This is a genomic window from Paenarthrobacter sp. NPDC090517 (genome assembly GCF_044769165.1).
Taxonomy (GTDB): domain Bacteria; phylum Actinomycetota; class Actinomycetes; order Actinomycetales; family Micrococcaceae; genus Arthrobacter.
Map to the genome: position 1 here is coordinate 1 of NZ_JBIVXN010000010.1, position 22790 is coordinate 22790.

Below are 22790 nucleotides of genomic sequence, written 5' to 3' on the forward strand. Positions count from 1 at the left end.
AACGCCCGGTCCCATTCCGAACCCGGAAGCTAAGACCCACAGCGCCGATGGTACTGCACCCGGGAGGGTGTGGGAGAGTAGGACACCGCCGGACATAATTTGAAAAGAGCCCCGACCACGAAGGTCGGGGCTCTTTGCATTTAACTCCCCTGGTTAACCCAAGTGTGTGCCTCCTGCCCCCGGTAGAGTTGGTGGTCATGGAAAACCTCTTCAGCCATCCCGAGTCGGATCCCGAGCCGTCCCAGCAGGACAACGACGCCCTGGAGCCGCTCATCATTACAGTCGTCGTTCCCACGAACGTCTCACATGCCTTCCAGGGATTCACGGATCATCCGCATCTTTGGTGGCCGCTGGAACAAGAGAGTGTGTTCGGCGAGGGATCACATGTTGAGTTCGAAGAGAACCTGATCCTCGAGACGGCCGAGGACGGACGTACCGCCGTCTGGGGAACCATCGACGATTGGCAGCCGCCATTGTCTTTCCACGCCAGCTGGTATCCCGCGAGCACACCTCTCTGGTCCACCGAGATCCGTGTATCGTTCCGGGCCGTGGAAGAGGGCACTGAAGTTCGCTTGGTCCATGACGGTTGGGAGGGCGCCGAAGACCCTGCCGCTTCGCGCGCGTCCTACGCCGAGGGGTGGCCCCGTGTCCTGGAGCGCTACGTGAGATTCATGGGCGGAGCAGTTGCCTAGGATCCGCAAGCTCCACGCGAACGATTGGGCCTTGTTGAGGGCTGTCCGCCTGGAGATGCTCAGAGATACGCCCATGGCCTACGTGGAAAGCCTGGATGCTGCGCGCCGGCAAACGGACACCCAATGGCAGGAGCGTGCGGCCGCGATGTCCGGGGACGCCAGTATCACCCTCGTTGCCGACGGCGGCGAGGACGGCAGCAGATTCTGCGGCCTGATGCGCGTGGTGGTCAAACACCCCCAGAGCCCGCAGAAGCCGCTGCAGGCTATGCTGATCAGCGTCTATGTTGCCCCCGAGCACCGCGGGCTGGGACTTGCTGACGAACTCCTGAACGAGGCGTGCAAGGCCGCAGCGGAAGAACTGGCAGCGGAAAGCATTGAGCTTGGGGTGCATGAGGACAACTCAAGGGCGCTGGCGTTCTACAGGCGTCACGGATTCCAAACCACGGGTGCCAGCCGGCCTTATCCGCAGGACACGTCAAAGCTGGAGCTAGTGATGGAACGGCGGCTGCCCTAGGAACGTCCTAGGAGGTGCCGGGCCTGGGCACAGCGGTACTTGTCCGCACCACCAGTTTGGTGGGGTGCTCCGTGTCTGCGGGTTCCAGAACCAGCCCGTTGTTGATGGCACCCAGGAGGGTCCGGACAGCCAAGGCCCCCTGCCCTTTGGCATCCTGATCGATGGTGGTCAGGCCAAGGACATTGCCCAGGTCATGCCCGTCGATGCCCATGACCGAGAGATCGTCAGGGATACGCAGGCCGAAGTCCCGGGCGGCCAGGATGGTGCCGATAGCCATTTCGTCCGACGCTGCGAAAACGGCCGTTGGACGATCGGGTGCGCTGGCCAGCAGTTGCCGCGCGGCTGCGTAGGCGCCTTCTATAGTGAAGTCCGCAGAAACGATCCATTCCGTCCTGACCGGGCAGCCGGCGTCGTTCATTGCTTTTTCAAAACCGCTGCGGCGGGTTCCCGGCAGGTGGAAGTCTTGGTCATAGGCTTCGTGACCGGTGATATGCGCTATCTTGGTGTGCCCCAGACCCAATAAGTGGTTGGTGGCTTTCAGCGCGATCCCGGAGTCGTCGATCCTGATGGTGGACGCTCCCGGTAAGGGGCCGCCGATACCCACAATGGGCCGATGCACCGCATGAAGCTGCTCGATTTCGTCTTCGCTGAGCTCCAGGGATACTGCAATGACGGCGTCTACCCGCTTGCGGAGCAGGAAATCATTGAAGACGCTCTGCCGGTGCGCGGGGTTCTCGCCGATGTTGTACAGGGTGAGGTCGTATCCGGCTTCCAGCAAGGCCGCGGAGGCGCCCTCGATCACCGCTGAGAAGAACCAGCGGTGGACCGAGGGCACCACCAATCCGACATTGTGCGTACGCCCGGAGGCCAGGCTCGACGCATGGTAGGAAAGCACGAATCCCAACTCGGCAGCAGCGGCACGGGCACGTTCCCGGCTTGTTGGGGAAACATTGCCCTTCCCGCTTAGCGCCCGTGAGACCGTGGCAACGGACAGCCCTGCTCGCTCGGCTACGTCCTTGATGCCGGTCATGCTGCTCCTTGGGGGGAAAGTTAGCTGGCTGAAAGCCAGATTGTCTCCCCCGAGCCTAGTAGATCAATGCCTGGTACATCTGCGTCTGCTACATCAGCTGCGCTGCCTTCTGCAACGGAGCTCCGCAGGATTGTTCCCCCTACTGGAAGCGGCATCGCCTCAGCCCCGACGTTCATGATCACCAGGGTGTTGCCGTTGAGGTAGGCGAGCGAGGTCTCGCTGCAGTAGTCCTCCACCCAGGCGAGGGAGCCTTCGCCGAGCCGATGCGTGGCCCTGAGGGCCAGCATCCGGCGGTAAAGGTTCAAATGCGACGCCGGATCCGACTCTTGCTTGTCCCTCGCCAGTTCGGGCCAGGACTCGGGCTGGGGCAGCCATGGGTCCATGCCGTTGCCGAAACCGGAGTGTGGTTCGGACGAACGCCAAGGAAGCGGAACGCGACAGCCATCGCGGCCAATGCGGGCTCCGCCGGTGCGGGCAAACGTGGGGTCCTGGCGCATGCTGCCGGGGATGCTCAAGGAGTCGGGAAGGCCCAGCTCTTCGCCTTGGTAGAGGTACGCGCCGCCGGGTAGTCCGAGCATGAACATGGTGGCCGCGGCAGCGCGTCGTCGTCCGAGTTCTTCGTTTGGCTGCACGTCATCCGGCCCAATGCCGTCACCGTCGCGGGGCCCTGGTCCGTCGTAACCGAAGCGGGACACGTGCCTTACGACATCGTGGTTGGATAAGACCCAGGTGCTCGGGGCACCCACGGCGTCCAGCGAGACCAACGAGTCGGTGATGATGTGGCGGAGGCGGTTTACATCCAGTCCTGCGTGCAGGTAGGGGAAGTTGAAGGCCTGGTGCATTTCGTCGGGACGGACCCACTGTGCCAGCCGGGGGAGCGGGTCCACGTTGGCTTCGGCGCACAGGATGCGGTCCGGTCCGTACTCTTCCAGGATGGAGCGCCAGCGGCGATAGATATCGTGCAGGGCGGGCTGGCCGAACATCGGCGCATCCTGGCCCGGGAAGCCGTCGGAGCTGTTGCCGTCTGCACGCCCACCCCAGTTGGGGAGGCCAGCGGCCTTGACCAGCGCGTGGGCAACGTCCACCCGGAAGCCGGAGATGCCGCGGTCCAGCCAGAAGCGGAGAACGCGTTCAAACTCAGCATGGACGGCAGGGTTGTCCCAGTTAAAGTCCGGCTGTGAGGAGTCGAAGAGATGCAGGAACCACTGGCCGGGCTGACCGTTAGGTTCGATGATGCGTGTCCACGCCGGGCCGCCGAAGTGCGATTGCCAGTTGTTGGGTGGCTCATTGCCGTCGGGTCCCAAACCGTCCCGGAAAATGAACATGTCCCGCTCCGCACTGTTGGCGCCGGCAGCAAGTGCTGCTTGGAAAGCGACGTGCTGGTCAGAACAGTGGTTGGGGACGAGGTCCGCGATGACGCGCAGGTTGAGCCTGTTGGCCTCTGCGATGAGGGCGTCGAAGTGGAGCAGGGTACCGAACAGGGGATCGACATCGCAGTAGTCGCTGACGTCATATCCTGCATCCCGCTGGGGTGAGCGATAGAAGGGGGACAGCCACACGGCGTCGACCCCCAACGCCGCCAACTGCGGCAGTTCGGCAGTGATCCCAGCCAAGTCGCCTACGCCGTCACCGTTGAGGTCCCGGAAGGAACGCGGATAGATCTGGTAGATCACGGCGGAACGCCACCATCCGTGCGCCATTGAGGCGTCGTGGACCGGGGTCAGGTGCGTGAAAACAGTGGTGGGCTCGGGGCTCGCGACCGAGAGCAAGGAATCAACGGACATGGACACATCGTAGAAGAGGAATCGCAAAGTTGTAAACGTTTCCAGTCCTAAGGGTGCTGTCTTTGGGCGACTTGGGAGGGGCGGGCTTTTCAAACATGCGGCAAGCACTGTAGTGTTTGGAAGCGCTTGCAGTTGTGAGCCATGTCACCGGCGGTTCGACGGGTCCTGAGCCCCTTGCCGTCGAAGCAAAAAGAACGAAAGGGACACCAATGAAGGTGCACAATACCCTCGCGACTCACACCACCCGGCGCGTTTTCGCCACCGGGGCGCTCTCCGTGGCCGCAGCCCTGGCACTGAGCGCGTGCGGTGGAAGCGCCTCCACCGCGCCGAGCTCGGAAGCTGGAAAACCGGACCTTAAGGCCGCAGGAGCTGGTGTTATCACCATGTGGGTGGACGCCGAACGCTCCCCGGCATTGAAGGACATCACAGAGAAGTTCAAGTCCGATACCGGTATTGAGGTGAAGCTCGTGGTCAAGGACTTTGCTGCTGTGCGGGACGACTTCATCACCCAGGTCCCCAGCGGCCAGGGGCCGGACTTGATCGTCGGACCCCACGACTGGATTGGAAAGTTCGTCCAGAACGGAGTGATCGCACCCGTCGAGCTAGGCGACAAAGCCGGACAGTTCCAGGATTCCTCCATCAAGGCCATGACCTACAACGGCGCTGTCTACGGTGTCCCGTATGCCATCGAAAACATTGCGCTGCTGCGCAACACCAGCATCGTGGACAGCCAGGCTGCCACGTTGGACGAAGTAGTGGCCAACGGCAAGAAGGCCGTGGCAGACGGCAAAGCCACTTTCCCGTTCCTGGTGGGCATGGACCCGAAGCAAGGCGATCCATATCACTTGTACCCACTGCAGTCCTCCATGGGCTCACAGGTCTTCGGTAAGAACGCCGACGGCGAATATGACGCCAAGCAGCTCCTCATCGGTGACGCTGCCGGCGTCGAATTCGCCAAGAAGCTGGCCGCCTGGGGTGATGCCGGCGAGAAGATCATCAACTCCAACATCACGGGTGACATTGCCAAGGAGAAGTTCCTGGCCGGCGAATCTCCGTACTTCGTGACTGGCCCGTGGAACGTTCCGGATGTCCAAAAGAAGGGCATCAAGTTCTCCGTAGATGAGCTGCCTACCGCCGGCGGCGAGCCCGCCCAGCCGTTCATCGGCGTCAACGGCTTCTTCATCAGCGCCAAGAGTGCCAATGCCTTGGCCACCAACGAGTTCGTCACCAACTACCTCACCTCCGAGTCGGCGCAGGACTCCATGTATGCAGCAGGCGGACGGCCGCCGGCCCTCAAGGCGTCATTCGAGAAGGCCGCCAGCGATCCCGTGGTGGAGGCGTTCGGCAAGATCGGTGCCAACGGTGTTCCCATGCCGGCCATCCCGGAAATGAGCGCGGTGTGGGCCGACTGGGGTGCCACTGAGCTGGCCATCATCAAGGGCCAGGGCGATCCGGCCGAGGCCTGGACCAAGATGGCCGACAGCATCAAGTCCAAGATCGGCGGCTAACACCGCAACCGGATAACTCCACCGGTCTGCCCAGGGCCGGGCGGCATCCCACCGCCCGGCCCTGCCTGCCGCCAACCGCTTCACCCAAGGATCCACAATGCCAAAACCTGATCTCCGCGAACTGCCCTCAAGCCAAGGCCCAGCGGCCCCGGCTGAGGCGGCCGGCAGCAGTTCCAGCCGTCCAGCGAAGCCGCCGCGCACAGCCACGCCCCCACGCCATCCGGATTCCCTCAAGGGCACCCTTCTCAAAGTTGTCCTGCTCGGTCTTGTGGACGCCTTCGCGGTATACGTCCTGATGATGCTTTTCCTCAGCCAGTCGTGGGCGGCACTGGCGGTGTCGTCCCTGGTGGTTCTGGCCATTAACTGGATCTACCTCCGCAAGGGCGGGCTCCCGGCCAAATACCTGGCTCCCGGGGTGCTGTTCCTGCTGGTGTTCCAAGTCCTGGTGGTGGTGTTCAGCGGTTATATCGCCTTCACCAATTACGGTGATGGGCACAACAGCACTAAGGACGATGCCGTTTCAGCCATCCAGCTGACAGCACAGAAACGCGTCCCGGATTCGCCTGCTTACAAGGCATCCGTGCTGACCAAGGACAACGAGTTCTATCTGCTGTTCACTGATCCGGCAGGGAAGGCGCAACTCGGCAGCAGCGAAGATCCGCTCGTCGAGGCCCCCGACGCCGGCAAAGACTCAACAGGCAAGGCCAACTCCTTGCCGGGCTACCAGACGCTGAAGTTCCAGGAGATCGTGGCCAACCAGCAGGAAATCCTGAAGATCACGGTTCCGGTTTCGGATGATCCCGCCGATGGAACGTTGCGCACAGCAGACGGCAGCACGGCTTACCAGTTCAAACCGTCGCTCACCTACGACGCCGCCACGGATACCTTCGTGGATACGGAAACCGGCACGGAATACCGCGACAACGGCAAGGGCGCGTTTGCTGATGCCAGCGGAGAGACCTTGGCCACCGGCTGGAAGATTGACGTCGGCATGGACAACTTCGTTCGGGCCTTCACGGATCCCAGCCTTCGCGGACCGCTGGTGGGCGTGATCCTCTGGACGTTCACGTTCTCCATCGCATCCGTCGCCCTCACCTTTGTGATGGGCCTCTTCTTAGCCATGACCTTCAACCGTGAGGACCTCCGGGGCAAGAAGGCCTACCGGATACTGATGATCCTGCCCTACGCTTTCCCCGCCTTCCTGTCCGGCCTGGTGTGGTCCGGCATCCTCAACCCCGAGTTCGGCTGGCTGAACCAAACATTGCTCGGCGGCGCGAACATCGGCTGGCTTACGGACCCGGTCCTGGCCAAAATCAGCGTGCTGGTGGTGAATGTCTGGCTTGGGTTCCCCTACATGTTCCTGGTCTGCACCGGCGCCCTTCAGTCGCTGCCATCCGAAATCGACGAGGCAGCCCGCATGGATGGAGCCTCCGCTTGGCGCGTGTTCCGTTCCATCAAGTTGCCCCTGTTGCTGGTATCCGTGGCACCGCTGCTCATTTCTTCTTTCGCCTTCAACTTCAACAATTTCAACGTCATCTACATGCTCACCGGCGGTGGGCCGCGCTTCGCGGACACTGACCGCGATATCGGTTCCACCGACATTCTGATCACCTTGGTCTACAAGGTGGCCTTCGGCCAAGGAACCGGACGCGACTACGGCCTGGCCAGCGCGCTCGCAATCATTATCTTCATCATCGTGGCCACCATTTCGGCCATCAGCTTCAAGCAGACCAAAGCACTCGAGGACGTGAACTGATGAGCGTACGCACACTCGCCTCCAGCAAGGAAAGAACGTTCGACGGCGGCCCCTCGCCGTTGGCGCAAAAGCGCCGTCCATTTGGGGTCTGGTTCAAGGACAAAGGCTGGCGGTATGTGGTGGGCATCGTCACCACCATCTTCGCCGTGTTCCCGCTCCTCTATGTGCTTTCCGCTGCCCTGGATTCCAATGGCACGCTGGTGGGTTCAAATGGACTGTTTTCCAGGTTCGACACCGGCAATTTCGTGGCGCTCTTCAGCGACCCCACCCGACCTTTCGGCCGCTGGTTCGTGAACACTCTGGTGGTAGGTACAGTTACGTCCGCCGCTACCGTTTTCCTCGGCGCCATGGCCGCATATGCATTCTCCCGGATGCGCTTCAAGGGCCGCCGGATGGGACTCTTGACCCTCCTCCTGCTGCAGATGTTCCCGCAACTGTTGGCCGTCGTCGCGATCTTCCTGCTCCTCAGCGGGATTTCGCAGGTAATTCCGGCCTTGGGCCTGGGCAGCCAGCTGGGCCTCATCATGGTCTATCTCGGCGGAGCGCTGGGTGTGAACACCTACCTTATGTACGGGTTCTTCAACACAGTCCCGCAGTCACTGGATGAGGCCGCAAAGATCGACGGCGCCAGCCACGTGCAGATCTTCTTCGGCATCATCCTGCGCTTGGTCACGCCGATTCTGGCGGTTGTGGGTCTCTTGGCCTTCATCGGCATTTCAAGCGAGTTCGTCATCGCCAGCGTGGTGCTGACCGATCCGGACAGCCAGACACTCGCCGTCGGGCTTTACTCCTACGTGGCCCAGCAGCGCTCCGAGAACTGGGGTGTCTTCGCAGCCGGGGCCGTGATCGCCGCGATCCCGGTCATGGCACTGTTCCTCTTCCTCCAGAAGTACATCGTCAGCGGACTTACCGCCGGCTCAGTGAAAGGCTGACCATGCCAATCGCCCTTCCGCACCACGACGGCTCGAGTCTCTTCGTATCCAACACCGGACCCGGGTCAGTGTCCCTCGGCGACACCGTTCGCCTTCGGATCCGCATACCGCAGGGCTGGGGTCCGGCGTCGAAAGTTTGGGTCCGTTCGGTCCAGGACGGTGAGCCCCGCTACGACGCCGCCATCCGGCTCGGCTCCGTGGATGGCTGGGATTGGTGGGAAGCAGCGATGCTCGTGGCGAATCCGGTGGCCAAGTACCGCTTCCTGTTGGAAGTCACGAGTACCCCGGCGCCTGCCGGTACAGGGCAGCGGCGCTACTGGAACCTCACCGCCCAAGGCCTGTTCGGCCGGGACGTTTCGGATTCGGCGGACTTCAGGCTGACGGCGTTCGCCCCGGCACCGGAGTGGCTGCGGAAGAGCACCATGTACCAAGTGTTCCCGGACCGGTTCGCCCGATCCACGCAAGCAGACGGACACCCCACACCAGACTGGGCAATTGCGTGTTCCTGGGACACACCCGTGGTCGGGACGGGCGAGCAAGCCTCCAAACAGTTCTACGGGGGAGACCTCCCCGGGATCACGGGCAAACTGGACCACCTGCAGGAATTGGGCGTCGATGTCCTCTACCTGACGCCGTTCTTCCCTGCACGTTCCAACCACCGATACGACGCTTCCACCTTCGATTCCGTGGATCCGCTCCTGGGCGGCGACCAGGCGTTGGTGGATTTCGTTGAAGCTGCACACGCGCGTGGCATCCGCGTCATGGGGGACCTCACCGCGAACCACTCCGGCGCTGCCCATGAGTGGTTCGTCAAAGCGCTCGCCGATCCTGGATCAGAGGAGGCCGGCTACTACTACTTCAGCCTGGACCATTCCAGCTACGAGTCGTGGTGGGGCGTTCCATCACTACCCAAATTCAACTGGTCCTCGGAAGCCCTCCGCCGGCGCTTCGTGGAGGACCATGATTCGGTGGTGGCCCGTTGGCTTAAGGCGCCGTTCAACCTGGATGGCTGGAGGATCGACGTCGGCAACATGACGGGTCGCCTGGGCGCGATAGACCTCAACCATGAAGTTGCCCGGCTCATCGCTGACCGCGTACGTGAAATCAATCCGAATGCGGCCCTGCTCGCTGAGTCCACATCAGATGCCGCCCCCGACGTTACGGGTGAGCACTGGCAGGGGGCCATGACGTATTCCAATCTCACCCGGCCGTTATGGTCCTGGCTCGCGAAAGACGCGCCGAACGTAAACTTCTTCGGCTCACCCCAGTCCGGGCCCAACAGGATCTCCACTGAAGATTTTCTCGCGACGCATGAGGACCTCGCAGCGGGATTTAGCTGGGGTGTGCGACAAAACAACATGAACGCCCTCAATACTCACGACACAGCACGTGCAGCCACGGTGATGGTCGACGGCGGCCCGGAAGTGGGCGCGGTGCTCACCTTCTGCTTGCCGGGACTTCCGGTGCTGTTTGCCGGTGACGAGTTTGGATTCGAAGGGTTCAACGGCGAGGACTCCAGGACTCCCATGCCGTGGACCGAGCCGGGATCGGAAGATACGCCGGCTACTGTGGTCAAGCATCGCGTGGTCAAGGACCTGCGATCCGTCTACGCGAGCCTCGCGCGGCTCCGCAGGGAACTGCCCGCGCTGACTGAGGGCGGCGTGCGGTGGCTGCACGCCCAGGGCGACGCCCTGATCTTTGTCCGGGAAACCATGGAGTCATCAGTACTGGTCTTCGTTTCAAGGGATGCTGCCGCTGTGGTCCTCGACGATCAGGTCCTCAGCGACGCGCAGCTTGAGGCTTTACTATTGTCGCCACTGCACCACTTCGGAACGGTGGCAACGGCAACTGCCGATCCATCCGGCGTCGAAGGTGTTTGCCTGCGCTCGGAAGGTATCTCCGCAGGAATCTGGGCGATCCCCGGAACCCGGCTTCCCACGCACTAGAGGGCGCCCAAGGCGATGCCGGTGCTGGCTAGACTGGCAAGGAAAGACTGCGAAGACTGCCGGTTTGGCGTGTCCGCGGTGCTCATGTGGAGGGAAAGCCTTGTCGGACGAAACGGCCATCGCCGGAACATCAGGGGAAAGCATCAAGGAACGCACAGTGGGCCGGGGGGAAGCCACCCAACCACCTGCCATCCGGGGAACTTTCCTGGAGGAGCTCGCAGCTGGGCTTGTGGCCGGGCAGGTGGCGGACGATGAAGAAACCCTCACTGTGTACTCGGTGGATCAAGGACCACTGCTGGAAAGGCACCTGCCCCTCGCTGTGGTGTGGGCTGAGTCAGTGGAAGACGTACAACACATTGTTCGCCGCTGCGCCGCCCATCAAGTGCCGATCGTTCCCCGAGGAGCCGGAACCGGCGTCTCCGGGGGAGCGCACGCCACCCAAGGCTGCATCGTCCTGAGCCTCGAACGGATGAACCGCATCCTGGACCTCAACCCCGACGACGAGACCGCCGTCGTCGAACCCGGCGTCATCAACGCGGACCTGAACGCTGCCGCGGCCAAACACGGCCTGATGTACGCGCCCGACCCCGCGAGTTACAAGATGTCCACCATCGGGGGCAACGTGGCCACTAATGCCGGAGGACTGCGTTGCGCCAAGTACGGTGTGACCCGGGATTCCGTGCTGGCCCTGGACGTTGTCATGGCCGACGGATCACTGATGCACACAGGCCATCAGACCTTCAAAGGCGTGGCAGGCTACGACCTGACCGCGCTGCTTGTTGGGTCTGAAGGAACCTTGGGAATCGTGGTGGGCGTGACCGTCCGCCTGAAGTACCTGCCTCCCGAGGTGCACACCATCGCTGCCTTCTACCAGGACTTCCGCAGCGCCGCCGCCGGAGTACTCGCCGTGGGCAGGGCCAGGGTACAGCCCGCCATCATGGAGCTCCTGGACAACGGCACGTTGGTGCAGCTCGACGAACTCCATGGCGGCGACCTCCAAAAACGCGGTAAATCCTTGCTTCTGATCCAGACTGACGGCTTTGGTGCCGCAGCGGAGGCCGACGTCGTTCGGCGAGTCCTGGCTGAAGGCGGCGCCACAGTGACCACGGAAGTCAGCGCCGAAGCCGAAATGTTGGTGGAAATGCGACGCAACAGCCGCGGTGTGGAAGTAGACGACGAATTCAGGGTGGGCGAAGACATCGCCGTCCCGCGCTCGCGACTAGTGGATTTCGTCGCCGAACTTGAAGCGATGGCAGCCCGATTCCAAGTCCGCCTCAAAGTAGTAGCCCACGCCGGCGACGGCAACCTGCACCCCACCTTCTGGATGGACAGGGTGGACCCAGCCACCGATGCGGAGGCTTTGAAGAGGCTGAATGCTGCTTTGGACGAATCCATTCGCGTGGGCCTGGATATGGGCGGCACCATCACGGGTGAGCACGGCGTTGGCCAATACAAGCTCCGATGGCTCGGCCTGGAGCAGCCCGGGCCCGTGCGGGAGCTGCAACGGCGGGTCAAAGAACTGTTCGACCCACTGGGGATTCTGAACCCGGGGAAGGCTATCTGATCAAGCCCTGAGGCGTCCCGCAGGTAAAAGACCCTCTGACGCTCTATCAGGTCCCTCGTGTTTGAGCGTGACGCTCTATCACCTCCAAAACCCCGATCGCCTTGGCACTTCCTGGTATCCCAAATTTGACCGGTTGCACTGGGGGTCAACTTAGTGACCGTATTTTTGCGGCATTTACTTTCCACTGATCACCTCTTAGTCTTACTTGGTATACCAAAAGGCTTGTGAGGGGAATGACGTGGGTGTGAAGCGGTTGGCTGGGACGGGATTTAGACCGAGGTTGATGACTGGCCTGGTGCTGCTCGCACTTGTCGTGGTGTCAGTTAACCTTCGACCGGCGATTACGACCGTTGCCGGGGTCATGAACCAGGTGCCGGGAGTTTTCAACCTGGACCCCGCGCTGCTGCCGTTGCTGGGGACCTTGCCCGTGCTGGCGTTTGGTATTTCCGGTCCCATCGGGCCTTGGCTTGCTAGACGATACGGCACGGGGCGGGCTGTGGCTCTTGCCCTGCTGGTGCTCGCTGCGGCGTTGGTGGTTCGGGCCACCGTGCCGGCACTCCTGCTGCCGGGCACGTTCCTGGCCGGCATGGCGATCATGACCGCGAGTGTCCTGGTGCCCCAGATCGTTAAAGCCAACCGCGGCACGGGCTGGTGGACAGGGCTGTGCACCATGGGATTCGGCCTTGGAGCGGCGCTTGGGGCGGGACTGGTCCAACCACTGGAGCACGCCTTCGGCGGCAACCTGCCATCGGCGCTGGCTGTATGGGCTGTTCCCGCGTTGTTGGGAGCCTTCCTGATCCGCCGAACAGGAGGGTCCAAGGGTGGCGCTGTCACGACGTCGGGCGGGGACGCGCCGTCGACGACTGCCACGGGAAAGCGGGCCGTCCCGCTCCGGAAGCAGCGCACCGCGTGGGCCGTGACTGCGTTCTTCGGCCTCCAAGCCATGCTCTACTTCGCGATCACATCCTGGCTGGCGGTATTTTTGGTATCCCGCGGGCTCGCAACAGCCGATGCCGCAGCCCTGCTCGCATGGTTCAGCTTGGCGGGCCTGCCGGCCAGTTTGTTGGCACCCGTGCTGGCCGGTCGTCCTGCCATCCTTCGGATCATGGCGCCGGGGCTCGGACTGGCGGTTGCCCTGGCACTTTTGGGAGTCCTCGCGGCGCCGTCCGCTCTGCAGTTCGTCATGGTGGGGATACTGGGAGTCGTCCAGAGCGCAGGGTTTGGCCTTGCCATGGCGTTGGTGGTGATCCGATCTGACGGACCACAATCTGCAGGAAAGCTCTCGGCAATGAGCCAGGGGCTGGGGTTCGCACTCGCCTCGCTCGGTCCACTGGTGGCCGGACTCCTCTATACCTGGACCGGGGGCTGGGAGCTGACATTCCAGGCGCTCGCCGCCGAAGCCGTAGTTCTGGCCGGTGCCGGTTTCCTGGCCATCCGTGGGCCGGTGGTCAACGTTGAGCCATCGCGCCAAAATTCGTCCCCCAACGGACTATTCACCCTCGCACGCGGGGGTGAATAGTCCGTTAGATGGTGTTCGGCCACTGTCGGCAGGCTATGCTCCGGCGTATCCTCGGCGATATGACGAACTCACCATCAGGGACTCAACAGCCGGAAACACCTGCCACGGAAATCCTGGAAACCAACGAATGCTGGGAGCTCCTCCGCGGTGTCTCAGTGGGCAGGCTTGCAGTTGTGGTGGATGACCACCCGGACATCTTTCCCGTGAATTACAAGGTTGACCACGGGACCATGGTGTTCCGGACGGGCGAAGGCACCAAACTTCATGCAGCCCTTGGCGACGCGCCTGTGGCCATCGAAGCCGACGGCGTCAACTCCGAAACAGGGGTGGCATGGAGCGTGGTGGTCAAGGGCCAAGCGTCGGCCGTGAAGTTGACGCAGGACGTACTGGATACCATCGGACTCCTGCTGTTCCCGTGGGAAGCTGGCCAGAAGGACCAGTTCATCCGCATCACACCCAGTGAAGTGACAGGCCGTCGCTTCACTGTCACTCCCGCTGTGACATGGTGGTCGCCGCTGGATGATGCGCCTACGGCCAGAGGTGAGTAGGGAGTAGCGAGTAGCCTGGCAACGCAGAAACCCGCCCTTGTCCGACTTCCTCCACGTTCAACGGTGAGGAGTTCGGACAAGGGCGGGTTCCAGTGAGGCTAGACCAGTTCCAGTTGGTCAGCCACAACTCTTCCGGCGTGGATGACCGTCCGGTCTCTGCCCCGGTCCATGACTGTTGAAGCCACAGTTTCGCCATCCACCAGTAACAGTTCCGCGGGATCGCCAACCTCGACGCCGGGACGATGGGCCGTGTCCTTCAGCCTGATTGCGCCGGGGTCAAGGATGCTCGCACCACCGATGGTGGCGATGGCAAGGCAGTGCTCGATCAGCTCGTCCTTGCGGAAACCGTGGGTGAAGGCGAGCTGCCAGGTTCGGTCCAGCATGTCCGTATTGCCGTAGGGGGACCAGTAGTCGCGCTGACCGTCCTCGCCCAATCCCAAACGAACGCCGGCCTCGGTGAGCAGCGGAATGGGCAGTTGGCCTGCAGCAGCCGGAGCGACCGAGGCCAAGGACACGTCCAGTTCCGCGAAGGCATCAATGAGCCTGCGCGTAGTGGCCTCGTTAACGCTGCCCAATTGGTAGGCGTGGGACATGGTTACCTTCCCCTGCATCCCCAGCGCCCGGGTGCGCTCGAGCACCAGGTCGGTGCTGAAAACACCCAATTCGCCGGGCTCGTGGAGGTGGATGTCGATGGGAACCTGATACTTCTCTGCCAGGCCAAACACGATGTCCAAGTGCTTTGCCGGATCGCGGTCCAACGTGCAGGGATCGATGCCACCCATCACGTTGGCGCCGGCTTTCAGCGCCTCCTCCATGAGTTCCACCGTCCCCTCTTCCAGTAACAATCCAGCCTGTGGGAAAGCAATGATGTCCACGGATGCCTGTCCCGCGAATTTCTCCTTGGCGGCAGCAACGGCGTCGAAGCGCTCAAGCCTGCAGTCCACGTCAACCTGCGCGTAGGAGCGGACCCGGGTAGTGCCCCGGGCGATCATCCGGGCAAGGGTGTCGTTCACGCGATCCTGCAGTGGGACTTCCGCATTGCGCCAGTTTTGACGGTCGTTCATCATCATGGTCCACACGCCCGGACCGCCGGTGTGCTCCCGGAACGGGAGGCCGATACGGGTGGAATCAAGGTGGACGTGGATATCCGAGAAGGACGGAAGCAGCAAACGTCCGCGGCCTTCCACCACCGTGACGCCACCTGGAACCACACGGCCCGGATCATGCGGTTCGACGGCGGTGATCTTGCCGCCTGCTTCGCCCGCCACCAGGCTGACGTCGCTGAGCGCTTGCCCCCAGGGGCGGACGGCGCGGATCAGGGTATTCAATGGTTACTCCTCTGATAGTAAATCTGTTGCCTGCTTCTATTGCACGCCCGCCAGCACCGTCGCGGCTACACCTGTGTGATGGCAGGCAGGCGCTGCGGGCTTGGCGGGGGTGGGGATCTGGTCAATGCACTTTTGGCGCCGTTCATCGGGAAGCGTGCCAATGAGCGGGCACCGTGTCCGGAAGACGCAGCCGCTGGGTGGGTTTGCCGGCGAGGGGAGGTCGCCACGAAGCCGGATCTTCACCTGTTCACGGGCTGCCCGCGGATCCGGAAGGGGCACTGCCGAGAGAAGTGCTTTGGTGTACGGATGCAAGGGATCGCTGAACAAAGCGTCCCGAGGCCCCTGCTCGACGATCTTGCCCAGGTACATCACAGCCACTTCGTGGGAGATGTGCCGGACCACAGAGAGATCGTGCGCGATGAAAATGTAGGAAACGCCGGTGTCACGCTGGATCTGTTGCAACAGGTTCACCACCTGTGCCTGCACCGAGACGTCCAAAGCGGACACTGGTTCATCGCACACGATTACCGACGGATTCAGGGAAATCGCCCGGGCAATACCCACGCGCTGGCGCTGGCCTCCGGAAAACTCATGCGGGAAACGGTTGTAGTGCTCGGGTTTGAGCCCTACCTGGTCCAGGAGTTCCTTCACCCGGTTCTTAAGACCACCGGGCGGATTGATCTTCTGCGCCACCATGGGAGCGGCGATGGCCGTACCCACTGTCTGCCGCGGATTCAGGGACGCGAAGGGGTCCTGGAAGATCATCTGGACTTTACGGCGGAAGTTGTAGAGATCCTTGCCGCGAAGCTGGCTGATGTCCTCGCCGTCCACCAGGATCCGGCCGCCCGTCGGGTCCATGAGGCGCGCCACCATGCGGCCAGTGGTCGATTTACCGCACCCGGACTCACCGACGAGACCCAGAGTCTGGCCTCGGGCGAGACTGAACGATACGCCGTCGACCGCTTTGACCGAACGTTTCGCGGCTCCCGGAAGCAGGCCTCCCTTCAGCGGAAAGTGTTTTTGCAGGTTCTCCACCTGAAGAATTGGCTGATGTTCCATGGCAGGTCCTAACGCGAATTCCGAATGGTGATGATCTGCGGGCCGCTCAGATGGCAGCGTTTGCCGTGCCCTTCCTCGACCAGCAGCTCAGGCCGCTGGCTGGCACAGATGCCGTCGCCGGCCAGTTCTGCGTATTGGCACCTTGCACTGAAAATGCAGCCCTTGGGCAGGTCAAGGAGCGACGGCGGCTGGCCCGGTATGGGGTTTAGCCGGCTCGATGCGCTGTTGAGCGTGGGCATCGAGTTGAGCAGCCCCAGAGTATAGGGGTGCTGGGTGTCGTAGAAGATCTCGTCCACGGGGCCGGACTCGACGCACTGCCCGCCGTACATGACAAGCACGTTGTCGCAGACTTCAGCCACCACACCGAGGTCGTGCGTGATGAGGATCAACGCGGAATTGGTTTCTTCTTGGAGCTCTGACATGAGGTCCAGGATCTGCGCCTGAACCGTCACGTCCAGAGCGGTTGTTGGTTCATCCGCGATCAAGAGCTCAGGCTCGCAGATCAGTGCCATGGCGATCATTGCACGTTGGCGCATGCCGCCGGAGAAGTGGTGGGGGTACTCGTCGTAGCGCTGCTCCGGGCTGGGGATACCCACCCTTCCCAGCATGTCGACGGCGGCAGCCCGGGCCTGCTTTTTGCTCGCCTTGTTGTGGACCAGATAGGCCTCGGCGATCTGGTGGCCCACAGTGTAGAACGGGTGCAGTGCCGAGAGGGGATCCTGGAAAATCATCCCGATGTTGCGGCCGCGGAGCGGCCGCATCGCGGACTCGGGCAGGCTGACCAAGTCCTTGCCCTGGAACAGCGCCTGGCCTGTGACCTGCGCCGAAGTGCCCTTCAGCAGGCCCATCAATGCTTGGCTGGTGACGGACTTTCCGGAACCGGACTCGCCCACAATGCCAAGGGTCTGGCCGCGCTCCAGCGAGAAGTCCATTCCGTTCACTGCGGAGACAACGCCGTCATCAGTAGGGAACTTCACTGTAAGGCTACGGACTTCAAGGAACGGTGCAGTGGCGGTACTGCCGGCCAAGGCGCTCGCCGCTGCGGCGTTGTTACTCAACTGGATCATTGGAGCCTCACTCGGGGATCGATAGCGGCGTAGGCGAGGTCCACTACGACGTTGGCCACGATGACGAAGAACGCGGCCAGCATGGTGATGGCCATGGTGACGGGGAGATCGCCCGAAATGGCGGCGTGCACGGCCGTGAAGCCCAGACCGGGGACGGAGAAGATCTGTTCGGTGAGGACTGCCCCGCCCAGCAGCAAGCCGATGTCCATGCCGAGCATGGTCACAACCGGTGTAATGCCTGCCCGTACGCCGTGCTTGAACGTTACCGTCCGCGGTGCCAGTCCTTTGGCGCGGGCCGTCCGGATGAAGTCCTCGCCGAACGTCTCGATCATGTTGGTGCGGGTGACCCGGATGTAGGAGGCACTGAAGAGCACAGCCAGCGCAATCCAGGGCAGCAGGTAGTTGGCCACCCACGCACCAGGTCCTTGGGGGCCGAACGGGCTGTTGATCTCGTTGGTAGTGAAGGGCAAGAGGTGCAACTGGTTGACGAACAGGAGCAGCAGGAACAAGCCCGTAACCGGGATGGGCAGGGAGACACCAACGGATGCCGCGCCAACAATGAATTTGTCCACGGACGAGCCCTTGCGCAGGGCGGCCATCAGGCCGAGCCCGACGCCGGTGATGGTCCACAGCACCAGCGCGCCGATGGCCATGGAGAAGGTGTAGGGGAGTGAACGGGCGATAATGTCCGCAACGTTCTCATTGGTTTGGAAGGACTTGCCAAGGCACGGCCATTCACAGAGGGTCTGTGCACCCGGGGCGCCGATCATTCGTGACGAAAAGAGCCCGCGGATGTAATCGGCGTACTGGACGAAAAAGGGCTGATCCATGCCCAAGGCAACGCGGGCCTCGGCGACCCGTTCGGGTGTGCATTCCTGCCCGCAAGCAGCAGCTGCGGGGTCGGAGGGGCCGAGTTGGAAAAGCGTAAAGGTAATGAAGCTGACCGCGGCGAGAAGCAGGACCAACGAGCCGGCCCGGCGAAGAATGAAAGTCATCATGGTGGTGGTTTGCGGACCGCCCGCTGATGCGGGCGGCCCGCTTCTCCTTCTGGACTATGGCCGATTAGTTGACGAAGCCCGATTAGTTGACGAAGCCCGGTTATTGCTCGACGCCGACGATCGAGAGATCGATGCCGCCGAAGAAGTAGCCCACTTGGGCGTTGCGGACGTTGGAACCCACCACGCTGTTGGTGTGGCTGCGGATGAGCGGGACGATCGGGTAGGTCTTCAGGGCTGAGCCGAACGCCTCCGACCACTTCTTGCCAAGTTCCTCGGAGCTGCCGTCTGTATTTCGCAGGTCGAACATGGCCTTGGAAACTACAGGATCAAAGTATCGGGACGTATTGGAGAAACCGTAGCTAGTGCCCTCGTTGTTCGGTCCCAGCAGGGGATCCGCGGAGGTGCGGACCGAAGCCGGGTCGGCTCCGCCGCACCAGCCGGAACGGCCCATGTCCGGCAGCTGCTCACTGGCCAGAACGGAGTAGTAGTTGGGTGCCGGAATCGGAACCAGTTCAACTTCGATGCCCAGGGACTTGAGGTTCTGCTGGACAACTGTGCCGGTGTTCTTGAAGGCATCGCGGTTGTTGGCGTAACCGTAGGTCAAGGTCTTGGGGAAGTCCTTGCCTTCCAAGAGCTTCTTGGCTTCTTCCAGTTTCGGCTTTCCGGCGGGGTCCAGTTCCAGTTCGGTCTCCACATAGCCGCGCATCTTTGAGTTCAGCGGGCTCTGGGTGATTTCGCCGAAGCGTCGTCCACCGTACTGAACCAGGATGGACTGGCGATCAAGGGCCAACGCGATCGCCTTGCGGACGTCCGGGTCCTTGATCTTTTCCGTGTTCAAGCTCAGGACGTCGTTGCACCCCAAAAGACCTGAGGCCACCCGGTCTTTAACCTTGGCGTCGGCCAGCTTGGCGGAGTCCGAGGTTTGGAGCGCGCCATTGGAGTCCAAGGTGATGGCATTGGGGTCCGAGTCCGCCAGAAGCTGCTGGCTGATGGTGGCCTGCGAGGTGGAAAGCGAGAAGCTGAACGTGTCCGGCAGTGCTGAGCGGTTGGGGTCCGTCGCGGGATCCCAGTGCGGGTTGCGAACCAGTTTGAGGGACTTGCCACGGTTATAGGACTCCACCATGTACGGGCCCGAGGACACGGGGTGGTTGGTGTAGTCCAGCTTGGTGTCCTTGGCCTTCGGGACAGGAGCTGTGTTGGAGCGTGATGCCAACGCCGGGAACTCGGCGAACGGTTTCTTCAGGTGGAACACCACGGTGCGGTCATCAGGCGTTTCAACGGCCTTGAGCACAGCGGAAGGATCCTTGTACGGCCCCTTGTACCCGCCGGCGTCGAGGGCTGCATTCAGCTCCTGCGGTGCCTGGGTGAAGACATCCTGCGCGAAGGTGCGTTCCACGCCGTACTTGATGTCGGCCGAGGTGATGGGCGTGCCGTCTTCGAACTTCACGCCTTCCTTCAGGGTGAACGTCCAGCTGAGGCCGTCGTCGGAGACTTTGCCAGTATCCGTTGCGAGGTCCGGGACCACTGTTGGCGGCTGGCCGGCTGTCTCCTTGGCCATGGTCAGGGTTCGGTAGTAGAGCTGACCGACATTGGCCGTCTGGACGTAGTTGCTGTTTCCGGGGTCCAGCGTCTGGAAATCGGATGACATCAGGACGTTGATATTGCCGCCCTTGCCATTGAAGCCCGACTTGACCACGTTGGGGGCCAGCTCCGTGACCGACCCGGCAGGCTTGGAACTGCTGGGCTGGCTTTGGCCGGCGCCGCAACCGGTAGCGGCCATGGCGATCAACACTGAAAGTGCCAGAGCTCTTGCAGGGGTTTTCATGATGCTCCTTGTGAGGGGGTGTAAGGCGATGAGGGTTAGTGGCGCGAAGCTTTAGGGTCCAAGGCATCCCGGACGGCATCGCCCAGGAGGTTGAAGGCCAGGACTGTGACGATGAGCATGATGCCGGGAACAGCGAGGAACCACGGATCACTGAGGTACCAGTTGCCGGATTGGGCGGCGTTGAGCATCTGGCCCCACGACGGTGTGGGGTCCTTTACGCCAACGCCCAGGAAGGACAGAGCTGCCTCGGCCGAGATGTTGGTGGGGATCAGCATGGTGGCATAGACCAGGACCACACCCATGACGTTGGGGATGATCTGCCGGAAAAGAATGCTGAGGTGTGAGGCGCCGAAGGAGCGCGCGGCTTCCACGAACTCGCGCTCGCGGAGGCTCAGCACCTGCCCGCGGACGATTCTTGCGAGATACGCCCAGCCGAAGAAGCCCAGGATGATGACCAGGGAGGCCATGGGCAGGAAGCTTCCTTCACCCAGCGGCGTATCCCTGAGCCGTGACTGCAGGATGGGTGTCAGGGAGAGCACCAGGAGAAGATGCGGGAAGGCCAGGAACAAGTCCATGATGCGGCTGATGATGGCGTCGGTCTTGCCACCGAAGTAGCCGGCTGCCGCGCCGAGGACGGTTCCGAGGACCACTGAAACAACGGTGGAGAGCAAAGCGATGGTGAGGGAGACCTGTCCGCCATACGCGAGCCTCGCGAAGAGATCGCGCCCCAGCCCGGGCTCCACTCCCAACCAGTGCTGGGCCGACGGGTACATATAGCCGGGAAGCGGCAGGCCGGGCGTTTGAAAGTCGTCCAGAACTTCCGGGCTGGTGTTGGACGTGTAGGGATCGTTGCCGGACATGGCGCTCAGTACGGGAGCCAGGATGGCGAACAGCAGGATGGCCACCACCACGCACAGGCTGAGGAGGGCAATCTTGCTGCGCCGGATCCTCATCCAAGCTGTGGCGAGGAGGGAACGTGCTTCGGCAGGTGCCTTGGCCTCCGGCGACCCTGCCGGAGGGAGAGGCGGGCTGCCAATGCTTGGTTCGACGGATTGTATCTGGGTCAACGGTTCTGCTCGTTTCATGATCAGGAGCTGGCTCCGGAGTTCTTGTATACCAAAATAGACTAGAGCAGGATTGATGCGATGTAAATCACAAATAATGTACTGTTTGGAATACCAGAGAGTAATACGAGCTGTCCTGGCGGACAGGAAACAGGAGTCGCCGTGCCTACCAAGGTCACCGCCCGCTATGTGCTGGGCCATCACAACGGACGCCACGTGTTGCTGGAGAATGCATCCGTGGTCTACAGCGGCCACACCATTGACTACGTGGGGACTGGCTACACGGGTCCGGTGGACGAAGAACTCCACGTAGGCGAGGCGTTGCTCATGCCCGGCTTGATCGACCTCGATGCCCTCACGGACATTGACCACCTCATTCTGGACAGCTGGGCAGGTCCGGAGCAGGCCAAGGGGCATCAGTGGTCCGAGGACTACTTCCGTCACCGCCGCTCTGACGTCTTCACGGCCGAAGAGCGACAGGAGATTCGCGAGTACGCCTTGATCCAGCTGGTTCTGCATGGCATCACCACCTACATGCCCATCGCATCGGAGGTTCATTCCGAGTGGGCAGAACCCTTCGAGGAACTGGTAGGCATGGCCGAGACCAGTCGACGCCTGGGCCTGCGAGGCTACATGGGCCCGGCGTACCGCTCGGGCGTCAATGTGGTGTTGGAGAACGGCGAACGTTCAGTGATGTTCGACGTCGACCGCGGGCGGGAGGGGTTGACCGATGCCTTGCGCTTCATTGACCACGCCACCGAACTCGACGATCCCCTGGTTAATGGAGTCCTGCTCCCGTGCCGGATCGAGACGCTGGATCTCGACTTGCTCAAGGAGACGGCGGCATCCTCCGCGGAACGCGATGTGTTGGTGCGCCTGCACTCACTTCAAGGACTTGTGGAGCGCGAGCTCATTCTGGACTGGCACGGGGTGACGCCCCTCGAGCTTTTGGAGCAGGTAGGAATGCTCAACGAACGCCTGCTGATCCCCCATGCCACCTACACGGACCGGAATCCTGCGGTGCACAGCGAGGACCGCGGCGACCTCGCCCGACTGGCAGCCAGCGGCGCCAGCATCATTCACTGCCCATTGACTTCCATGCGCTATGGCAGCACGTTGGATTCCTTCAACGCCTATAAGGCGGCAGGCATCAACATTTCCCTGGGCACTGACTCGTTCCCGCCGGACCTGATCAGGGGCATTGATGCCGGTGTGCAGCTCGCCAAAATCATCGAGGGGACCAACGACGCCGGCAACGTCGCCGGATACTTCGACGCCGCCACGGTTGGAGGAGCACATGCACTGCGCCGTCCTGACCTGGGGCGGCTCGAACCCGGTGCCCAAGCAGACCTTGTGGCCTTCTCGCTGGGAGACATCCGCGACGGCGTCCACGACGACCCGCTCCGGACCCTCCTCCTGAACGGCACAGCCCGCCAGGCCGTGCTCTCTGTGGTGGCAGGCAGGACCATCATGGTCAACGGTGAGATCGAGGGAGTGGACCTGGACTACTGGCGCGTCAAGGGGCAGGAGCTCTTCGATAAGATGCGCAACGCCTACACCATGCGGGACGCCCGGAACCGTGGGGCCGGTGAGCTGTTTCCTCCCGTGTATGCTCGGGTGGAACGCTGACCGGCGCCGTCCGGCACAGGGAGCGGA

The 22790-nt window shown here is 62.3% G+C and carries 18 protein-coding genes and 1 rRNA gene; 11 read left to right on the plus strand and 8 right to left on the minus strand.

What is annotated here, in order from left to right; translation table 11 throughout:
* From rrf to ACIQTW_RS20750, 3 genes are all read left to right on the plus strand, one after another.
* Positions 1 to 94 (plus strand): 5S ribosomal RNA (gene rrf / locus ACIQTW_RS20740); the annotation flags it as partial.
* A 103-nt stretch (positions 95 to 197) separates the two neighbouring features.
* The gene (locus tag ACIQTW_RS20745; protein ID WP_402941078.1) at positions 198 to 692 is read left to right on the plus strand and encodes an SRPBCC domain-containing protein; all 495 of its coding nucleotides are present in this window, start codon (positions 198 to 200) and stop codon (positions 690 to 692) included.
* Positions 685 to 1206, plus strand: coding sequence for a GNAT family N-acetyltransferase (locus tag ACIQTW_RS20750; protein ID WP_402941080.1), 522 nt, complete (start codon positions 685 to 687; stop codon positions 1204 to 1206). The genes ACIQTW_RS20745 and ACIQTW_RS20750 overlap by 8 nt, the downstream gene beginning before the upstream one ends.
* Positions 1207 to 1213: 7 nt before the next feature.
* Here ACIQTW_RS20750 and ACIQTW_RS20755 read toward each other — a convergent pair whose 3' ends face one another.
* The gene (locus ACIQTW_RS20755) at positions 1214 to 2236 is read right to left on the minus strand and encodes a LacI family DNA-binding transcriptional regulator (protein WP_402941082.1); all 1023 of its coding nucleotides are present in this window, start codon (positions 2234 to 2236) and stop codon (positions 1214 to 1216) included.
* A gap of 20 nt (positions 2237 to 2256) precedes the next feature.
* Complete coding sequence (locus ACIQTW_RS20760; RefSeq protein WP_402941085.1) at positions 2257 to 4020, minus strand: glycoside hydrolase family 13 protein; 1764 nt, start codon at positions 4018 to 4020, stop codon at positions 2257 to 2259.
* Positions 4021 to 4229: 209 nt separating this feature from the next.
* Between ACIQTW_RS20760 and ACIQTW_RS20765 the strand changes: the two genes are divergently transcribed.
* From ACIQTW_RS20765 to ACIQTW_RS20795, 7 genes are all read left to right on the plus strand, one after another.
* Positions 4230 to 5528: an extracellular solute-binding protein gene (locus tag ACIQTW_RS20765; protein ID WP_402941087.1), complete on the plus strand. Its 1299-nt coding sequence runs from the start codon at positions 4230 to 4232 to the stop codon at positions 5526 to 5528.
* A gap of 97 nt (positions 5529 to 5625) precedes the next feature.
* The gene (locus ACIQTW_RS20770) at positions 5626 to 7284 is read left to right on the plus strand and encodes an ABC transporter permease subunit (protein ID WP_402941090.1); all 1659 of its coding nucleotides are present in this window, start codon (positions 5626 to 5628) and stop codon (positions 7282 to 7284) included.
* Positions 7284 to 8216, plus strand: a complete 933-nt coding sequence (locus ACIQTW_RS20775; protein ID WP_402941093.1) for a sugar ABC transporter permease — start codon at positions 7284 to 7286, stop codon at positions 8214 to 8216. The genes ACIQTW_RS20770 and ACIQTW_RS20775 overlap by 1 nt, the downstream gene beginning before the upstream one ends.
* Before the next feature lie 2 nt (positions 8217 to 8218).
* The gene (locus tag ACIQTW_RS20780) at positions 8219 to 10162 is read left to right on the plus strand and encodes a glycoside hydrolase family 13 protein (RefSeq protein WP_402941096.1); all 1944 of its coding nucleotides are present in this window, start codon (positions 8219 to 8221) and stop codon (positions 10160 to 10162) included.
* Between the two features lie 100 nt (positions 10163 to 10262).
* Positions 10263 to 11726 carry an FAD-binding oxidoreductase gene (locus ACIQTW_RS20785; RefSeq protein WP_402941099.1) on the plus strand — a complete coding sequence of 488 codons (1464 nt, stop codon included), beginning with the start codon at positions 10263 to 10265 and terminating at the stop codon, positions 11724 to 11726.
* Between the two features lie 283 nt (positions 11727 to 12009).
* Positions 12010 to 13245, plus strand: a complete 1236-nt coding sequence (locus tag ACIQTW_RS20790; protein ID WP_402941102.1) for an MFS transporter — start codon at positions 12010 to 12012, stop codon at positions 13243 to 13245.
* Positions 13246 to 13280: 35 nt separating this feature from the next.
* Positions 13281 to 13793 (plus strand): pyridoxamine 5'-phosphate oxidase family protein, encoded by a 513-nt coding sequence (locus tag ACIQTW_RS20795; RefSeq protein WP_402941105.1) that lies wholly within the window; start codon positions 13281 to 13283, stop codon positions 13791 to 13793.
* A 98-nt stretch (positions 13794 to 13891) separates the two neighbouring features.
* On the opposite strand, the gene ACIQTW_RS20800 is transcribed toward ACIQTW_RS20795, so the two are convergent.
* From ACIQTW_RS20800 to ACIQTW_RS20825, 6 genes are all read right to left on the minus strand, one after another.
* Positions 13892 to 15121: an amidohydrolase family protein gene (locus ACIQTW_RS20800; protein ID WP_402941107.1), complete on the minus strand. Its 1230-nt coding sequence runs from the start codon at positions 15119 to 15121 to the stop codon at positions 13892 to 13894.
* A 36-nt stretch (positions 15122 to 15157) separates the two neighbouring features.
* Positions 15158 to 16180, minus strand: coding sequence for an ABC transporter ATP-binding protein (locus ACIQTW_RS20805; protein ID WP_402941110.1), 1023 nt, complete (start codon positions 16178 to 16180; stop codon positions 15158 to 15160).
* An 8-nt stretch (positions 16181 to 16188) separates the two neighbouring features.
* Positions 16189 to 17247, minus strand: a complete 1059-nt coding sequence (locus ACIQTW_RS20810) for an ABC transporter ATP-binding protein (RefSeq protein WP_402941113.1) — start codon at positions 17245 to 17247, stop codon at positions 16189 to 16191.
* Positions 17244 to 18245, minus strand: a complete 1002-nt coding sequence (locus ACIQTW_RS20815; RefSeq protein ID WP_402941116.1) for an ABC transporter permease — start codon at positions 18243 to 18245, stop codon at positions 17244 to 17246. The genes ACIQTW_RS20810 and ACIQTW_RS20815 overlap by 4 nt, the downstream gene beginning before the upstream one ends.
* Positions 18246 to 18345: 100 nt before the next feature.
* Complete coding sequence (locus ACIQTW_RS20820; protein ID WP_402941118.1) at positions 18346 to 20070, minus strand: ABC transporter substrate-binding protein; 1725 nt, start codon at positions 20068 to 20070, stop codon at positions 18346 to 18348.
* A gap of 35 nt (positions 20071 to 20105) precedes the next feature.
* Positions 20106 to 21155 (minus strand): ABC transporter permease, encoded by a 1050-nt coding sequence (locus ACIQTW_RS20825; RefSeq protein WP_402941121.1) that lies wholly within the window; start codon positions 21153 to 21155, stop codon positions 20106 to 20108.
* Positions 21156 to 21296: 141 nt separating this feature from the next.
* Here ACIQTW_RS20825 and ACIQTW_RS20830 point away from each other — a divergent pair, with 141 nt between their 5' ends.
* Positions 21297 to 22763 (plus strand): chlorohydrolase family protein, encoded by a 1467-nt coding sequence (locus tag ACIQTW_RS20830; RefSeq protein ID WP_402941124.1) that lies wholly within the window; start codon positions 21297 to 21299, stop codon positions 22761 to 22763.
* Positions 22764 to 22790 lie beyond the last annotated feature (27 nt).